The sequence below is a fragment of the Pandoraea sp. CB10b_02 genome (genome assembly GCF_002216225.1).
Classification (GTDB): Bacteria; Pseudomonadota; Gammaproteobacteria; order Burkholderiales; family Burkholderiaceae; genus Pandoraea; species Pandoraea nosoerga.
In genome coordinates, this window is the sequence record NZ_NJGW02000001.1 from 375665 (window position 1) to 393159 (window position 17495).

The window sequence follows — 17495 nt, forward strand, 5'->3', positions numbered from 1 at the left end:
CCGACTTTCAGCGACTCACAAGCATGTTAATTGCATTGGCCATTGCACTGGCATGGCTGGCAGGCGGCGCCTGCTACCTCACCTCCGAGCACCAGCGCCTTCGTGCGCAACGCCTGCCCGCGCAACCGGCGCGGGGCCTCTCGCTCGCCGCGGCCCTCGCCTGCCTGGCGTGCTGGTGGCTCGCGGCCGGGCCGTCGGCCGGCATCGCCGCCGCGATCGCGTCGCTGTGCTTCGGATTCCTGTTCTGGCCTTACGCCGCTGGCGGATGGCACTGGCTGCGCGGAGACGCCCATGTGGAGTAGGACCATCGCAGGCCTCGTGCTGGGCTTTCTCGCCGCGATCGCCCTGTGCGGCGCCGTGGCCTATCTCACCCCCGCCGGCTGGCATACGGCCGTCATCCCCGTCATCGCCCTCTTCCCGCTCGTGTGGCTCGGCCTGTTCGCCGTGGTGTACGCGAGCCGTACCGCCATGCGCGCGTGGGTCGGCCTGGGCGCCACCACGCTCGTCGCATGGGCCGCGCTCCTGGCAGCGCGCACCGTCTGGTAAGGATCGTCCGATGCGCGCGCAAACCCTGCGTCAATACCTGAGCGTTCATACGTGGGCCGGCATCGTGGCCGGCTTCGCCCTGTTCGTCGCCATGCTCGGCGGCGCCCTGACCGTCTTCCATCACGAGATCGAACGCTGGGAACAGCCGGCCACGCGTCACGCGCCGCTCTCGCTTGCCCAGACCGAGCGGCTTGCCGAACTCGTCCGCGAGCAGTACCCGGCTGCCCGCGAACAGATGGGCGTGGTGCTGCCCAACCACTCGCCCACGCCGTTCGCCTACTGGCAGCAGCCCAACGGCGAGTGGATGCAGGCGCGGCTGAACCCGAGCGCCGGCGCCGACGCGCCGTCGCTCACGGTCGGCAATGCGCGTCCCGGCCTGTCGGGCACTATCAACGCGCTGCACTACTCGCTGTCGATCCCGGACTATGGGCTGTATCTGATGGGCGTGGTGTCGCTGTTCTACGGCATGGCGCTGATCTCCGGTGTGATCGTGCATCTGCCGCGCCTCACGCGGGACATCTTCGCACTGCGCCCGGGACGCAATCTCAAACGGTTCTGGCAGGACGCGCACAACGCCATTGGCGTGTTGAGCCTGCCGTTCCATATCGTGTTCGCGCTCACGGGCGCGCTGCTCTGCCTGAGCCTGCCGTTGATGATGGCGTTCAACGCGGTAACGTTCGAGAGCCGGTTGATGTCGCAGATTCCCCAGATTACGGGATCGGTGCCGGCGAAGGTCGCCCCGGTCGAAGGCAGCCCGCTCGATCTGAAAACCCTGCTCGCGCGCGCCGAACATGCGGCCCCCGACATGGAAACGACGGCCGTGGCATGGACGCGCTACGGCAAACCCGATGCCGTGGCCGAGGTCTACGGCGAGGCCGGCGATTCCCTCGGCGTGTTCGCCGCCGTGGCCTTGCGTCTGAACGACGGCGCCGTCGTCGGCCAGCACAGCCCCGGTGTGCGCGATGCGAACCACGCCGTGCTGAGCATGATTTACGGCGCGCACTTCGGCAACTTCGCGGGCGACGCCATGCGTTGGGTGTACTTCGTCCTCGGACTGATGGGCGCCGTGCTCGTCTACAGCGGCAACTTGCTGTGGCTCGAGTCGCGCCGCAAGCGCAACGCGGCGCTTCAGCCGGCCAACCTGCGCTGGATGGCCAAGGCGACCGCCGGCGTATTCCTCGGCACCTGCCTGGGTATCGCCGTCGCCTTCGTCGGCGCGGTGCTCGCGCCGGGCACGACCTCGATTTCCGTCTTCGTCGGCACGCTCGCCGTCTCGCTCGCGTTCGCGGCGCTGTGCGCACCCGCCGTGGCCGCCACCGGCCTGCTCGCCTCGACGGCGCTCGCATGCCTCGCGATCCCCGCCGTCGATGCCCTCTTCACTCCGGACAACCTGCTGCGCACGATGGCGGCCGGCGACTGGGTGCTCGCGGGCGTGGATCTCGTGGCGATCGCCTGCGCCGCCGTCTTCGTGTTGTTCGCGCGCGCCACGTGGCGACGCGCGCGCCTGGGCGATCCGAACAGCGTATGGGCACATCCGGACGCGGCGCGCTCCGCAGCCGCGGCGCACGCCACCGACGACGCCGACGATGCCTGCCGCGAAGCAGGCGCCGCGGCACGCGCCGGCGCGCCGGGCAAGCCGATCTCGACGCCCGCGACAGCGCTGCCCGAGCCGCCGGACGCCGCCGCACGGACCTGAGCGCGGGCGCGGGCCGCACGACGGTTCGATACCCGTGCCCCTCGCGAATGCTGCGCCTGTTGCCCCCATCGTGACGAGCGTGGTGCCCCACGAGAAGACCAGAACACACGTCGCTTTACACAAGGGAGATTCACACCGATGTTGCACCACCGCCCGTTCACAGGCCGTGGCGCCGCCCTCGCGCGCGCCTCGCATGCTTCGACTCGTCACCCGTCGCCCTCCTCCATGACGCGCGCCATCGCCGGGGTCTTTGCCGTGTGCGCCGCCTCGCTCTCGCTCGCGTCCGGCAGCGCCTTCGCCCAGCAGACGCCGGACGCGCAGCCTGCGGCCAATGGCGCAGCGGCGGCCGCGCTGCCGGCCACGACCGTCTCCGCCGGGCGCGATGACGATGTCAAGGTCGAGCGCGTCTCGAGCGGCGCGCTCGGCACGCGGCGCGCGGTCGACACGCCATTCTCGGTCACGGCCGTGAACAGCGAGCAGATCAAGAACCAGATGGCACAGACCGCCACGGACGCCTTCAAGTACGATCCGTCCGTCAGCACGCTCTCGGAGAACAAGCGCAACGAAAACTCGTACTTCGCCGTGCGCGGCATTCGCGTGGACATGCTCGACGGCACGAAGGTGGACGGGCAGAACTTCGTCTCCTGGCAGGCCGACATTCCGCTCGAACCGTTCGAGCAGGTCGAGTTGCTCAAGGGCCTGTCGGGCTTCATGTACGGTTTCGGCGCGCCGGGCGGCATCATCAACTATGTGCTCAAGCGCCCGACCGACGAGCCGCTGCGTCAGATCTCCGTGGGCTACGAAGCGAGCAACGTCTGGAGCGAGAAGGTCGATCTGGGCGGCCGCTTCGGCCCGGACAACCGCTTCGGCTACCGCCTGAACCTCGTCAACGAGGAAGGCAACACGGCCGAGCCGAACAACCACGTGCGCCGCAAGACGATTTCGTTCGCGACCGACTTTCGCGTCACGCCCGACCTGACGATCGGCGCCGACGTCATGTACTGGAAGCGCCAGACCACGGGCACGCTGTTCGGCATGAACTTCGCCGGCGCCGGGGCGGTGGCCGACGCGAACAAGGTGGCCCGCAATCTCGCCCAGCCCTTCACTTACTACGAAGGCGACACGCTCTCGGCGGGCGCGTCGGCGGACTATCGCATCAACGACCAATGGAAGGCCAATTTCAAGTATCGCTTCGCGCGTCAGAACCGCCTGAACGGCGACAGCTTCCTGTCGGTGCTCAATGCCGCCGGCGACTACGCCGACACGCAGTACAAATGGAAGACGGCTTACTACTACCAGGCGTGGGACGGCATGGTGCAGGGCAAATTCAGCACCGGCGCCCTCAAGCACGACGTGGTGTTCGGCGTGGGCTACCAGAGCCAGACGAAGCTCAACGACAACGGCATCGGCGGCAACGGCATTGCGCTCGGCACCAGCAACATCTATAACCCGTCGCTGCTGCCGAACCAGGACATCGGGCTCGACTATCAGCCGTACCGCAGCGAGAAGATTTCGCAGCGCGCGATCTATGCGAGCGACACGATCGGCATTACCTCGCGTATCTCGGTGCTCGCCGGCTTGCGCTACACCGAGTTCCATGACGACGTGTATGACACCAGCGCACAGACCACGTCGTCCTACCGCGCGAAGCCGGTCTCGCCGACGGCTGCGCTGATGTACAAGACCGACAACGACTCCACCGCCTACGTGAGCTACGTTGAATCGATGGAACCGGGCGGCTCGGCAGGCATTACCGACAAGAACTACCCGCAGACCTTCGGCCCGCTCACGAGCAAGCAGTACGAGGTGGGCTGGAAGGCGGACAAGGACACGTGGGGGGCGAATCTCGCGCTGTTCCGCGTGGAGCGCGGCTACGGCTACACCAACCAGGCGGGCTACTACGTGCAGGACGGCACGCAGCGTTTCCAGGGCCTCGACGCCAGCGGCTGGGTGCGTCTGGCGCGGGACTGGCGCGTCATTGGCGGCGTCTTGCTGCTCAATACCAAGGCCGTGGACGTGGACGATCCGGTGGTCGCCGGCAAACGCATCTTCGCCACGCCGCGCTACGTGGTGACCGGCCGCGTCGAGTACGACACGCCGTTCGTGCGCGGCCTGACGGTGGCCGCCGGCGTGAAAGTGACCGGCCAGCAGGAAGTCGATGCCGCCAATACGCTCTCGGTGCCCGCCTACACCACGATCGACCTGTCGGCGAGGTACACGACCCGCATCGCGGGCAAGGCGGTGGTGCTGCGCGCAGCGGTCAACAACGTGACCGACAAACACTACTGGACGACGACGTACAACGGCTTCGTGCTGCCGGGCTCCACGCGGACCTTCCTCGCTAGCGCCACGATGGACTTCTGAGCCACACGCGGGGCAGGAAAACGATAGGAAAAAGGAAAAGGCCGCTCGAATGAGTGGCCTTTTTTCTTTTCTCGTTGCCCGCCGCTGGCGGGCGGTCGCGCCAACGGCGGCTCAGCCCACGAACGCGCGCTCGACGAGGTAGTGCCCCGGCGCGTGGTTGTGGCCTTCAACGAAGCCGCGCTTTTCCAGCAATTCACGCGTGTCCTTGAGCATGGCCGGGCTGCCGCACAGCATCACGCGGTCGTGTTCCGGCGTGAATTCCGGCAGACCGATGTCCGTAAAGAGCTTGCCCGACTCCACCAGCTCGGTGATGCGGCCCTGGTTCTCGAACTCCTCGCGCGTGACCGTCGGATAGTAGATCAGCTTGTCGCGGACGTACTCGCCGAGGTACTCGTGCTCGGGCAGGTGCTGCGTGATCAGCTCGCGGTACGCCAATTCGCTGGCGAAGCGGCAGCCATGCACGAGGATGATGTGCTCGTAGCGGTCGTAGACTTCCGGGTCGCGGATGATGCTCATGAACGGCGCGAGCCCCGTGCCGGTCGAGAGCAGATAGAGGTTCTTGCCCGGCAGCAGGTTGTCGTTGATGAGCGTGCCCGTCGGCTTGCGGCCCACGATGACCTTGTCACCCGGCTTGATGTTCTGCAGACGCGAGGTGAGCGGACCGTCCTGCACCTTGATGCTCAGGAACTCCAGCTCTTCCTCGTAATTGGCGCTCGCCATGCTGTAGGCACGCAGCAGCGGCTTGCCTTCGACTTCCAGGCCGATCATCGTGAACTGGCCATTGACGTAGCGGAACGACGCATCGCGCGTCGTCTTGAAGCTGAACAACGTATCAGTCCAGTGGTGGACTTCCAGCACGGTCTGTTGATTCTGTGAACTCATATTCGCGTTGACGTTTGACGGAGGGCGGCGGCGCGGTGCACAGGCCTGGCCGGGAGTCTCCCGGCCCGCCTGGGGTGTGCCTGCGCGGGCCGTCCGTGATGGCCCCGATGCCCGGCCCCGGACGTGTCGGGTGCACGCACTGTCGGTCGAGGGCGGGAAAACCCCACTATTTTACCCCAATTGGGAATGGCTTTCATTTGTCCGCTTCATTTGTCCCCTGCGCACGTGCGGGATTTTCGGCATGGGGATTGATATCCGTTACGGCGCGTGCGCCCTCACCCCTGCTGTCCCATATAAGTATCGTATTCAAGCGCCGCAAGACGGCGCGCCAGCCGGTGTGCGCCCAGCAGCAGCACGCCAAGCAATGCCGCGGCGAATCCGTAGCCGTAAAGCGCCGGGCCGTAATGCAACGTGGCCCAGGTGAGCATGGCATTGAGCACCACCAGCAGACCGGTGAGCAGCAGCACGTCGCGCCGCCGGTCCAGATAGAACAGGACGTTGAGCACGCCGAGCAGCAAGACTTGCAACCCCGCCGCAATCACGTCCACGCGCAACAGCGGCTGCCAAGCCGCCGGCATGCCGACGAGCCGCAACAGGTCGTCGCCGAACGCGAAGACGAGCAGCGTTACCACCGCCTGCACCTTGAGGATCTCGTAGAGGCCCGCGCGCACGGCGCGCACCATCGATATGCGCGAGGCCGAGATCTGGCGCAGCGTGCCGCCATGGCGAATCGCGTCGAAGAAGCCTGCGTAAGCCTCGGCGAAATCGGTCTCGATGCGCAGCAGGAACACCGCCATGCCCGGCATCACGCACAGGTACGAGAGGAATATCGGCAGGTCGTAGACGGGCGCCGCGCGCAGGGGACCGATCACCGCCATGCCGGTCGCCGGCGACGCCCAGAAGATCAGCTTGTCGATCCATACGCCCAGCCCGAAGCACACGCCGACGCCCACGAGCGACAGACGGAGATTGCGCGGCACGAAGACGTCCCACGAGAGCCAGGTCGTCGTCCGGTACTGGCGCACGACGATCGCCGTGAGGCCCAGCAGCAGGCAGGTGTGGCCGATCACGAAACCGCCGAGCAGTCCGGCAAGTCCGTAGCGCCCGAGCAGGACCGCGCTCACCACGCACAGGCTGTAGCCCGCGCAGAACACGCCGAGAATGGCGCGGTACTGCTTCACGCTCGTGAGAAACAGCACCACGATCCACAGATTGCCCAGCAGCACGAAGCCGACCCACATCAGCCAGCGATATGCGAGCGGCTGGCCCGCGAAGAGCGTCTGCGACAGCACGAGGCCGACGACGCCCATCGCGACGGTCGTGACGAGCGTGACCGCGTTGAAGGAGGGCATCACCGCCTGCGGCTCGCCCGCGAAAAGCCTGTCACTCAGATAACGCGTGAACGCAAGCTGGATCAGACCGGTGGCGATCACGCTCGACGCGATCAGGTACGTGACCGACACCTGGAACTGCATGAGAACCTGCGGCGGGTGAACGTTTGCGAGGCTCATCAGGCCAACCAGAACGACCCCGACCATCGAGAGGACCAGCGGCCCCGCGCTGATGATGCCCGCGTAGCTGTACGCGGCGAGCGTTCCCGAGAGCGTATCGCTGCGCAGCAGGCGCCGCAGCTCGAAACCGATGCCGGCCATCAGTCCGCACTCCCCGCCATACGGCGGCAACAGAGCCCCTGATACAGCGAACGATACGCGTCGCACATCATGTCGAGCCGGTAGTAGCGCGCCACGCGCGTCATGCCGGCCTGGCGCGCGGCATGCCACTCGGCGGGCTCCAGCACGTCCACGATGGCCGCGGCGAGCGCCTCGGGGTCGGCCATCGGCACGACGCGCCCCGCGCGGCCCAGCGCCCGGTCTTCGGCACCCTGCCCCTCGATCACCTGACGGCATGCGCCCACGTCCGTCGCCACAACCGGCACGCCCGCAGCCGCCGCTTCGAGCATGACGAGCGGCAATGCTTCGGACACGGACGAGAGCGCGAGCACGCCGATCTGCGGCAGCACCGATTCGACGGCGCGATAGCCCATGAAACGCACTTGAAACTCCATGCCGAGACTTGCCGCAAGGTCGCGGCACTCCTGCGCGTAGGCCGGATCCTCCGTGTCAGGCCCCACGATCCATGCCTGCACGTCCGGGCGCGCGCGGTACGCAATGAAGACCGCGCGCAGGAACGTCTTGATGTCCTTGACCGGCACCACCCGGCCCACGAGCGCCACGACGGGCGGAATGTCCGCATCGCCGGCGCAGGGCGGCGACGGCCGGCGCAGCGCCGCGAAGCGCGCCACGTCGACGCCGTTGGGGATGACGCGCGTCTTGCCGACCGGCGCGCCGTCGCTCACCTGTCGCCGGCGATTGCCCTCGTACAGCGCGACGATCTCGTCGGCGGCGTCGTAGCACACGCGTCCGATCGCCTCGAAGAAGCGCATCCACAGGTTCTGGAAATAGCCCACCTGCGAGATGTCGCGCTCGAACGGTCCACGGTTGTCGCGCAGCCATTCGCTTTGCAGCAGGTCGAGCTTGCGCTCCTTGGTGTAGCTGCCGTGCTCCGTCACGAGCAGCGGCCGGCCGCTGCGCATGCGCAACATCGCGCCCAGCAACCCGGCATAGCCGGTCGACACCGTGTGGTACATCCGCGCCGCGGGCAGCGCATGGGCGAGTCGCGCGAGCTGCCAGATCGGCCTGTGCATGGCGCGCACCGTCCAGAAATAATCGGTAAACGAGGGGTCGTGGCAATGCCGTTCGTACCGCTCGGTGATGAAGCCCCACGCGCTTTCGCCATGCAGGAACGCCGCTTGCGCGAGCGGCTGGCCGTCCTGCAATTGCGGCACAAGCCGCGAGAGCAGGTCTCGCACTGTGTCGTCCGCCCCGGTCGACGGCTCGCGCAGCGACGCGCCGCCGTCGGCCCCCGACGCATGGCGACGACGAAACATGTCGTGCATGCGGGCGACGTCCGCGAATGCCGGGGCCTCGCCGGACTTCGGGCGCGTTCGCGAAGGCCGCCCGGGGGCGCTCGCCGATGGTGCCGATGGTGCCGATGATGCTGACGGCGCCGGGGTTTCATAAAGATAGTGCGCTTCGAAGTGCGCGACGTTGGGCGGCATGGCGTACACCGGTTCGCCGTAGTCGGCACGACGACTGCCGATGAACACGACCGCAAACGTCAACTCGGGAAACGCACGGATGAGCTGATCCACCCACGAGGACACGCCCCCTCTCACATACGGAAACGTACCTTCGAGCAGCAGCGCGACGTCGGCCACCACCGCGCTGGCCACCCGATCGGACCCCGGAGGTGCGGGTGCAAAATCGCCGGGCGTCGTCATGGCCGCGTCCAGAAGCGCACGGCAGGTTGCACCACCGGCGAGACGGCTGCGCCCGTCACGGCACTCTCGCCAATGCCGCCGAGCAACTGCGACACGTGGTCGTAGCGGCCCTTCTGAAACGCGGCTTCGGCCAGCCAGGGCAGCAGGCGCTCTGTCGGGAAACTGTGGAACTGCGCGTGCCGCAGATACATTTGCGCCGCGTCGGGCTGCTCGCGCATGAGTGCGCAACGGCCGAGCAAATACCACATCGACGCGTCATCCTCATACTGCGCCAGCGTATCGCGCGCGAACGTCTCCACGCGCTCCAGCGTGTAGCGCAGCACTTCGCCGCGCACGAGATTCTGATAGACCAGTTCCCAATACAGTTGCGCGAGCCGCCGGGCGGCGTGGGCGCGTTCGTCGTCGTCCTGGGCCGCCTCGTGCCAGGCTCGCGTGGCGAAAATCTGCTGCATGATGCGTTTTTCCAGTCCGTCGAGAATGCCGTAGGCCAGCAGGCGCACCTCCTCGACCGGATCGGCGAGCAAGTCGCGCGCGATTCCGCTCGTCACGCGCGAGGGCAGCGCCTGCACCGAGACGAGCGCCGCGACGCGGTCGTCGCGCTCACCGCGCACGTTGCGCAGACGCGCGCGCAGGCGCATGCCCGCGCCGTGCCGCACGCGCGCCATCAGATGCGACACGAAGCCGGGTACGCTCACCCGCAACGCTTCGGGCGCCTCGCGCGGGGGCGGAAACAGGTAGCCGAGCAGCAGGACGCCCAACATCACCGCAAGGCCCGCCATCGGAAGGAAGAAGACGATCAGCGCCGCATGCAGAAAGACGCCTCGCCGCTGACGGTAGCGGGCCGGCAGCACCCGCACCATGAAGAGGCCGGCCAGCGCGGCCGCCACGGCCTGCCATGCCAGAACGACCGGCAGCGCGCCCGACGCCACGGCGTCGCCGGCCGTCAGCACGAGCTCCAGCGCGCGCAACTGACAAGCGATGGCGAGCGCCGCACCGCCCAGCAGCGTCAGCCAGCGCACCAGGCGCAGACAGTGCGTCACTCCGCTGCGGCGGGCGTGCCACCTCGAGGCCATGCGCGAGTTCCCGGATGGCGGCTCAGCCATGATCCACACACCGCTCCATGAGCTTGAGCAGTCCCTCGCCGGGCGACTCGGGGTCCACATGGGCCGTATGAACCGCAATGTGGCCGGTCTCGAAGTCGACGTCGTACTGCTGGCGCAGCAGCGTCTCGACGCGCATCAGGTAGCCGTCGATCCCGTGCTCGTCCGTGATCGGCATCAGCGCAATCGCAATCTGGCGACGCGGCGTGCCAATGGTCCACAGCGCGTCGAGCGCGCGCCGCTGACGCACTGTCTGCTCGAACAGCGAATCGCCTCGCGCGCCGCGCGGGAACGCGAGCGCGACCAGCGACGATTCGATGCCGCTCGCGCGCTTCAGACGCGCCAGGCGGCCAAGTTCGAGCGCGAAGTCGTATGGCGCCTGCGGCACCGATTCGCGCACGGCGGCCACGAGCGGCTGATGCGCCACGCCGTCGGCGTAATACGCGAGCAGGACGAGCAGCAGTTGCAGATTGTCGTGGTTGAGCGCCAGGAACGGCATGCGACGCACGATCAACAGGCTCACCAGCGTGCCGTCGCCGTCGAGCAGCGGCGCACACGCGAGGCACGCGCGGGTGTCGCTTGCCGCATCGTCGGCGCGCACGTGGGCAAGCGTGCCCTCGCGCAGGCAATGCTGCACGAGCGGGTCGTCCGGATTCGGCTCGAACCCTTCGCCAACCCGTGCAATGGCGGTCGGCACGAGCCGGCCCGCGCGCACGGGAAAAAGCGACGCGACCTCGATCTGGCACGTGAGCGCGGCGAATTCGAGCATCGGCTGTGCGTTGGGCAGGCCGCTGCCAAGCGTGTGGATGTCGCCCGCGCGCCGTGAGCTCAGATCACGCAAGCGGGTGAGTGCGTCGCGCAACGTCACCGGCCGAGCCAGCAAGTCGCGCTCCAGACGCTCGTGCGAGACGCGCAACAGATAATGGTTGTGCGTGATCGCCACGAGCCGGTCGCTGTAATAGGCGTTGATGCCCTGTGCGCGATGCGCGCGATTCGACCAGATGTCGCAGAAGTGTCCGGCGACCAGCGCGACGATCGTGCCGCCGGCGAAGTGCACGGTGGGGAACGGCATGCCCGGCCGTGCGCTCAGCCCATACCAGCCGGCCACGAGCACCAGCGAACTGGCCACGCCGGCGAGCGCGCCGTAGCGCAATGCGAAGACGAGCACGACGAGCCACAACCAGGGGAATTGCGTGGCGAGCAGCAGCGGATCGTCGGGCCGAAGCTGCCAGGCCACCAAGAGCGCCAGCACGGTGCCGACGACGACTTCGAGCAGCGCGAACGGACGCACCATGGCAGGCGCGATCCATCGCCCCCAGCGCCCGAGATTGCCGAGCGGCTGCGAGCGACGCACGCGCACGGACGATGGCACGTCGCGTGCCGGTTCGGCGTCTTCTGGCGTGGCGGTAGTCACGTGGCGCTCGCGGAAAAATGAGTTCAGCCGGGTCGTGCGGCCGGATGCCCCGGGTGTCGGGCCCTCGGCTGCGCGTCGTCGCACGCCATCGAAATGCCCTGAATGCGGCAAGGGCGCACGCGCGACTGATGCGCGATGGCGGTATGCACGGTTGCCCGTCATCGGACGGCGTCTCGCCCCGGCACACCGGGCCGCAATGGTGGCACCGGAGGGGCGGCAGTGGATCGCAGATCCGCCCTTCCCGGCACAGGCCGGGACGACGTGTCATGCCCTGTCACTGCTGATCCGAACTGGTCTCCCAGGTTTGATGGGACCGCACTTTACACACGGCCGGTCCTACTTTCGTCCCCATTTTCATCGCGCGAAAACCCACGGCCTTCCTTCAGGAGACCGGCTCGCCTTCGAACGTGTACGGACCGTCGTACCGCCCGACGCAGGCCATGTGCGTGCGCAGGCCCGCTCCCGGCTGCCACAGGTGCAGCGCAAAACCGGGGGGCTCGAGCATGATGGACTCCGGGGCGTCGGCCGCGAGGTCTAGCGTGATCTGATGCGCCGTCGATACGCATGTGCTCGCCAGGACGCCCGGCGCGCCTTGCACGCTTGCGTGAATGCTGCGATGCAGATGGCCGCAGATGACGCGCTCGACATGACGATGGCGTGACATCACGCGAGCGAAACCTTCGCGGCTCTGCGCGCAAAGGCCCATGCCGTCCATCCAGTGAATCCCCGTGTCAAACGGCGGGTGATGCATCGCCACGACGGTCGGTCGCGCCGCGCAGGCATGCAGCTGCTCGTCGAGCCAGGCGAGTCTCGTCTCGCATAGACGGCCGCCGGGCCGCGGTGGGTTCTGCGTGTCGAGGGCGAGCACGGTCAGAGGCCCGAGGTCGACGCGGTACTGCACGAACTCGCCGCCCGTCCGTAAATAGGTGTGGTCGGGAAACGCCTCGCGCAGCCACTCGCGATGGTCGTGGTTGCCGACGACGAGATACAGCGGAATGGACAATCCGGCCAGGCATTCGCGCAGTACTTCGTATTCCGACGGATACGGCGTGTCGACCAGATCGCCGGTGGCGATGACGGCGTCCGGGCGCGGCGAGAGACGCTCAATGGCAGCGATCGCCTGACGCAGCGCGCGTGCCGTATCGACGCGTGCGCACGCCAGCGTGTTGGGACGAGTGACATGAAGATCGGTGATCTGACATAGCAGCATGGGGCAATTCCTCGAAAAGATGCGGCGTGCGCCGGGCGGCGTCACGCTAGCCGGCACGAATGACGCCGCGATGACGTCACGTGGGGCCAGCACGGCGCGCGCCGATGCCAACCAAAAGTCGTCTTCGTGCGCAAGCCCCCGGAAGGCTAGGGAAACCCCCAAAGCCCGCCTGGCAAGGGATTGCGCGCAGGCATGCCCGGAGATGGCCGGAGATACCGGGATTTTGCAATCAAAAACGAGAAAATACGCGGCATGCCATAACAAAATCGCCGCAAACCGTTGTCAGGACTGGCCCACAGCCCGTCGAAGGCTCTATAATGCGCCTGCCCGGCCAGTGCCGGCGCCCTCTCGATGCGTGACGGGGCAGATCCGCGGATCGCGCCTGCATGACGCGTCGCGAAGGCGAACCTCTGGCGTGTGCCGCGTGCCTTATGGCGCGGATACAACACCGACACTCGTCAAATGACGAAAGTGTTAGAGTTGTCGCCGGTATTCACCACCTCTCAAGGGAAACACACATGAACAAACAGGAACTGATCGACGCCGTCGCCGGTGTTACGGGTGCAAGCAAGGCTCAAACTGGCGAAACCATCGACGCTGTGCTCGAGGTCGTCAAGAAGGCTGTCGCCAAGGGTGACTCGGTTCAGTTGATCGGCTTTGGTTCGTTCGGTTCGGGCAAGCGCGCTGCGCGTACCGGCCGTAACCCGAAGACCGGCGAAGCGATCAAGATCCCGGCCGCCAAGACCGTGAAGTTCACGGCTGGCAAGGCGTTCAAGGACGCCGTCAACAAGAAGTAAAACCAGTTGCGCGCAGGCCGGCCTCCGTGCCGGCCTATCTTTTTTGCTCGCGCCATCGCTTTGCGACATGCGGCAAATGGATGAGCGTCACGTCATCCTCTCGCGAGGTCCACGACTGATGTGACGCCGCGTGCCTCGCGGGTGTCCCGCACACCGATCCCTTCGGAGACCGGGCGCCCGCGACGAAAGCCCCCACCACCTGGCGTCGTCACCCGCTCCCACCTTTCTTCGCTCGCCTTTCTTCCCTCACTTTTCCTCACGTTCGCGCTTTCTCGCTCCTTGCGCGTCTCGTCGCTTCCGTTTCGCCGGTCGCATTGCACCGTCTGGTTGTACCCCCGTTGCGCCCTCTCGTTGCGCCCTCTCGTTGCGCCCTCTCGTTGCGCCCTCTCGTTGCGCCCTCTCGTTGCGCCCTCTCGTTGCGTCCTCTCGTTGCGCCCTCTCGTTGCGTCCTCTCGTTGCGTCCTCTGGTTGCGCCCCCTTTTTCGCATCGTCCGGCACAATTTTTCGTCGCGACAACTGTGCTATGTTGCGTGACATGACACGCGCGACGACTGCGGCGACTGCCGCCTCCCCCGAGGTTTCGCACGCTGGCGACACGGCCGTCGCAGCCGCACTGCCCGACGCCGCCCAGGCGCGTCGTCTGTCGGCCCCGCGTGTGCTGGTGATGCTCGCCGCCGCGGTGATCGCCGACTGGCCGCCGCAACCCGATTCGGCCGGCCATACCGACCCCGCCGGCGCGATCGAGCCGGAGACCGTTCATCAGCTTCGCATTGCCACGCGGCGCCTGCGCGCGCTGATCGACGTCTTCTCCGCCTGGCTGAAGCCCCGCTGGCGGCGGCGTCTGAACGACGAACTCCGTTGGCTCCGCCTCGAGATGGGCCCCATGCGCGATGCCGACGTGCTGGCGACCACGACCCTGCCCGCGTTGCGCATCGAGCATCCCGACATCGAATGGCCCGCGCTCGACGCACACGTCGCCAGGCTGCGCGGTGACGCACAGGCGCAAGCCGCGCGAGCGCTGAGCAGCGAACGTCGGGTCGCGCTGTACGGGTTGTTACGCCAGGCATTTGGCGTTGCGGAAGACGGCTGCGCCGACGTCCGCAACGCGAAGGCGCTGCGACGCGCATCGCGCACGCCGGGCAAGCGACCTCGCACGCTGGCCAGGCACGTCCATAACGTGGTTCGGGAGCGCTATATCGCCTTGTTCCCGGATTGCCGACGTTTGGCAATGCTCGACACCGGGCAGTTGCACGCCTTGCGCGTGCGAATCAAGCATGCGCGTTACAGCGCCGAATTGCTCGCGCCGTGGCTGCGCAGATCGATGCGCGCGCCCTATCAGGACACGCTTCGCGCCGCGCAGGCCTTGCTTGGGCAACTCAACGACGCCGTGGTTGCCCAGCGCTTGTGCGAAGACTTGCCGATAAGCGCCGAGCAGCGCGCCGTGCTGACGGGCCGGCTCGATACGATCATCGTCAACGCCACGAGCCGCGCCGCGCACGTGCTTTGCCATCTGCCCGATGCGCAGACGCTCGAGCGCGGCCTGCGCAAGGCCTGACTTTCGTCACCACGGCCACGACGAAAAGCACAGAGGGCGGCCAGGCCGCCCCCTTTCGCGCTGTCGGTCTCTCGGGCTCCCCCCTCGCTCATGCGCCGCGCCTCGCCCGTGAGCCTTACACCACCCTGGTCCTCAGCAGGCGCATTCCGTTGGCGATGACCAGGAGACTCGCGCCGACGTCTGCGAACACGGCCATCCACAGCGAGGCCAGTCCCACGGCCGCCAGGGCGAAGAACACCCCCTTGATGCCCAGCGCGACGGCGATGTTCTGTTTGAGCACCGCGGCCGACCGTTTCGACAGATCGATGAACGCGGGCAGCTTGCGCAGGTCGTCGTCCATGAGGGTGACGTCAGCCGTCTCCAGCGCGCTGTCCGTGCCGCTCACGCCCATCGCGAAACCAACGTCGGCGGCCGCGAGCGCCGGAGCGTCGTTGATGCCGTCGCCCACCATTGCCACGTGCCCGGACTGCTCGCGCAATGCCGACACCGCCCGCCACTTGTCTTCGGGCAGCATCTCGGCGCGCACGTCGCTCACGCCGGCCTGCTCGCCGATCACCTGCGCCGTCGCCCGGTTGTCGCCCGTGAGCATGACCGTGCGCACGCCCATTTGGGCAAGCCGCGCCACCGCGGCTCGGCTCTCCTCGCGCAACGTGTCGGCGACGGCAAGCACGGCAATCGCCTGCGTTTCGCTCGCCAGCACGATGGCGGTGCGCGCTTGCGACTCGAGACGCGTCAACTCGGCCTCCACGCCCGCATGGCACACGCCGAGAGACTCGACCAGACGGTGATTGCCAAGGTAGTACAGCGTCTGCCCCACGCGACCCTTCACCCCCATGCCGGGCAGCGCCTCGAAGTCGGTCACTGGTGCAAGCGGACCCAGCCCGGCGTCGCGATGCCCGTCGACGACGGCACGGGCGATCGGGTGGGTCGTCTGGGCATCGAGCGCCGCGGCGAGCGCGAGCGCACCGTCACGCGAGGTTTCGCCCAGCGGCACGACATCCGTCAGACGCGGCTCGCCGCGCGTGAGCGTGCCGGTCTTGTCGAGCGCCACGGCGCGAATCAGGCGCCCGTTTTCCAGGAACGCGCCGCCCTTGATCAGAATGCCGGCGCGCGCCGCTGCCGTCAGACCGCTCACGACCGTCACCGGCGTCGAGATCACGAGCGCGCACGGGCAAGCGATGACGAGCATCACGAGCGCCTTGTAGATCCAGGGCACCCACGCCAGACCGAACGCAAGCGGCGGCACCAGCGCGACGAGCAACGCACACAGCACCACCACTGGCGTGTAGATGCGCGAGAACCTGTCGACGAAGCGCTGCGTGGGCGAGCGCTGCTGCTGCGCGGTCTCCACGATGCGCACGATGCGGGCGAGCGTCGTGTCGCCCGGCGCAACCGTCGTGCGATACACGATGAGGCCGCTCTCGTTGATGCTGCCCGCGTAGACGTCGTCGCCGACCGTCTTGTCGACGGGTACGCTTTCGCCCGTGATCGACGCCTGATTGAGCGCCGAGCTGCCTTGCTCGATTACGCCGTCGATCGCGATGCGCTCGCCTGGACGCGCGCGAACCCGCGAGCCGACCGGCAACGTGGCGGCGGGTACGTCGATCCAGCTTCCGTCGGACTGTTCCACGCAAGCCTGATCGGGCGCGAGGCGCATCAGCGCCTCGACCGCGCGGCGCGCTCGCGTGAGCGATGCGGCCTCGAGCCGCTCGGACAAGGCGAACAGCACAATGACCATCGCCGCTTCCGGCCACTGCCCGATGCACATTGCGCCAATCACGGCGAGCGACATCAGGAAATGAATGTTCAAGGTGAAGTGGCGCAGCGCGATCCAGCCTTTCTTCAACGTCGGCAGGCCGCATGACAGGATCGCCGCCACGACGATGGCGCCCACCCATGGACTGTGCTCCGGCACGCCCGACCAGACGGCGACTTCGCCGGCGGCGGCGAGCACGCCGCCCGCTGCCAGACGCCACGCCTCGCGCGGGCGCGCCTGGGGAGCCGGTGGCACCGCGTCGGTGGCGCCGCCGAGCGGCACCGGCGTCATGCCTAGCTTGCGAAGCGTTCCGGCGACGGACTCGCTGTGGCGAGCGGCGTCGCGCGCCGACATGCGCGCCTCGAAAACGACGGTCAGCTCACGCTTGAGAAGATTGAAATAGAGAGCGTCGACGCCGGGTTGGCGCTCGAGCTGATCGCGAATCAGACGCTCTTCGGTCGGGCAGTCCATCTGGTCGATCCGAAAGCGCGCCTGCGGCGCACCGGGGTCGGGAATCGGCGCGGTCGCCGCGACCCGCGCAACTCCCGCACAGCACGCGCCGTCGGCGTGCGAGTGCCCGGCGGGTGCCGGTGAGGCGTGCGCGTGGGCATGGTCGTGCTCGTGCTCGTGCTCGTGCTCGTGACCATGCGGGTGCGCATGATGGGGCGTCTGTGCCGCGTCGTGGCGATGGACCGCGCCGCCGACCGCGCCGCGACGGGGCATCGAGGAATCCGCTGTCATCGGGTCCGCGATCGAACCCGTCATTGGCTGCGCAATCGGGGGCGTCACGCGGGCCGGCTTCGAGGGGTTGGACATGCTCACTCCTGGTTGACCG

Annotated in this window: 13 protein-coding genes; 6 read left to right on the top strand and 7 right to left on the bottom strand. The window is 67.5% G+C overall.

The genetic code is table 11. The features are described 5' to 3' along the window. Window positions 1–23: 23 nt before the first annotated feature. The 4 genes from CDN36_RS01510 (at window position 24) to CDN36_RS01525 (ending at window position 4606) form a co-directional block, all read left to right on the top strand. Window positions 24–302: a hypothetical protein gene (locus CDN36_RS01510; RefSeq protein WP_150554507.1), complete on the top strand. Its 279-nt coding sequence runs from the start codon at window positions 24–26 to the stop codon at window positions 300–302. After that, the gene (locus tag CDN36_RS01515; RefSeq protein ID WP_150554508.1) at window positions 292–546 is read left to right on the top strand and encodes a hypothetical protein; all 255 of its coding nucleotides are present in this window, start codon (window positions 292–294) and stop codon (window positions 544–546) included. The genes CDN36_RS01510 and CDN36_RS01515 overlap by 11 nt, the downstream gene beginning before the upstream one ends. 10 nt (window positions 547–556) lie before the next feature. Continuing rightward, complete coding sequence (locus CDN36_RS01520) at window positions 557–2242, top strand: PepSY-associated TM helix domain-containing protein (RefSeq protein ID WP_287495830.1); 1686 nt, start codon at window positions 557–559, stop codon at window positions 2240–2242. 225 nt (window positions 2243–2467) lie between these two features. Then, entirely contained in the window at window positions 2468–4606 is a 2139-nt protein-coding gene (locus tag CDN36_RS01525) for a TonB-dependent siderophore receptor (RefSeq protein WP_287495831.1), read from the top strand. Between the two features lie 111 nt (window positions 4607–4717). On the opposite strand, the gene CDN36_RS01530 is transcribed toward CDN36_RS01525, so the two are convergent. From CDN36_RS01530 to CDN36_RS01555, 6 genes are all read right to left on the bottom strand, one after another. After that, window positions 4718–5488 carry a ferredoxin--NADP reductase gene (locus CDN36_RS01530; RefSeq protein ID WP_150557388.1) on the bottom strand — a complete coding sequence of 257 codons (771 nt, stop codon included), beginning with the start codon at window positions 5486–5488 and terminating at the stop codon, window positions 4718–4720. A 275-nt stretch (window positions 5489–5763) separates the two neighbouring features. Continuing rightward, a complete protein-coding gene (pelG, locus tag CDN36_RS01535) occupies window positions 5764–7140 on the bottom strand; it encodes an exopolysaccharide Pel transporter PelG (RefSeq protein ID WP_287495832.1) in 1377 nt (458 codons plus the stop codon). Further along, window positions 7140–8828 (bottom strand): GT4 family glycosyltransferase PelF, encoded by a 1689-nt coding sequence (pelF, locus tag CDN36_RS01540; protein WP_287495833.1) that lies wholly within the window; start codon window positions 8826–8828, stop codon window positions 7140–7142. The genes pelG and pelF overlap by 1 nt, the downstream gene beginning before the upstream one ends. After that, entirely contained in the window at window positions 8825–9901 is a 1077-nt protein-coding gene (locus CDN36_RS01545; RefSeq protein ID WP_287495834.1) for a tetratricopeptide repeat protein, read from the bottom strand. Before CDN36_RS01545 ends, pelF begins: the two co-directional genes overlap by 4 nt. A 22-nt stretch (window positions 9902–9923) precedes the next feature. Next, window positions 9924–11342: a PelD GGDEF domain-containing protein gene (locus CDN36_RS01550; RefSeq protein ID WP_287495835.1), complete on the bottom strand. Its 1419-nt coding sequence runs from the start codon at window positions 11340–11342 to the stop codon at window positions 9924–9926. A 382-nt stretch (window positions 11343–11724) separates the two neighbouring features. Next, a complete protein-coding gene (locus CDN36_RS01555) occupies window positions 11725–12552 on the bottom strand; it encodes a phosphodiesterase (RefSeq protein WP_287495836.1) in 828 nt (275 codons plus the stop codon). A gap of 518 nt (window positions 12553–13070) precedes the next feature. On the opposite strand from CDN36_RS01555, the gene CDN36_RS01560 reads away from it, so the two are divergent. Together CDN36_RS01560 and CDN36_RS01565 are read left to right on the top strand one after the other, a co-directional pair. Next, on the top strand, window positions 13071–13349 hold the full coding sequence (locus CDN36_RS01560) for an HU family DNA-binding protein (protein ID WP_150557394.1): 279 nt from the start codon (window positions 13071–13073) through the stop codon (window positions 13347–13349). 535 nt (window positions 13350–13884) lie between these two features. After that, on the top strand, window positions 13885–14904 hold the full coding sequence (locus CDN36_RS01565) for a CHAD domain-containing protein (RefSeq protein WP_287495837.1): 1020 nt from the start codon (window positions 13885–13887) through the stop codon (window positions 14902–14904). Between the two features lie 115 nt (window positions 14905–15019). On the opposite strand, the gene CDN36_RS01570 is transcribed toward CDN36_RS01565, so the two are convergent. Then, window positions 15020–17476 carry a heavy metal translocating P-type ATPase gene (locus CDN36_RS01570; RefSeq protein ID WP_287495838.1) on the bottom strand — a complete coding sequence of 819 codons (2457 nt, stop codon included), beginning with the start codon at window positions 17474–17476 and terminating at the stop codon, window positions 15020–15022. Window positions 17477–17495: the final 19 nt, after the last annotated feature.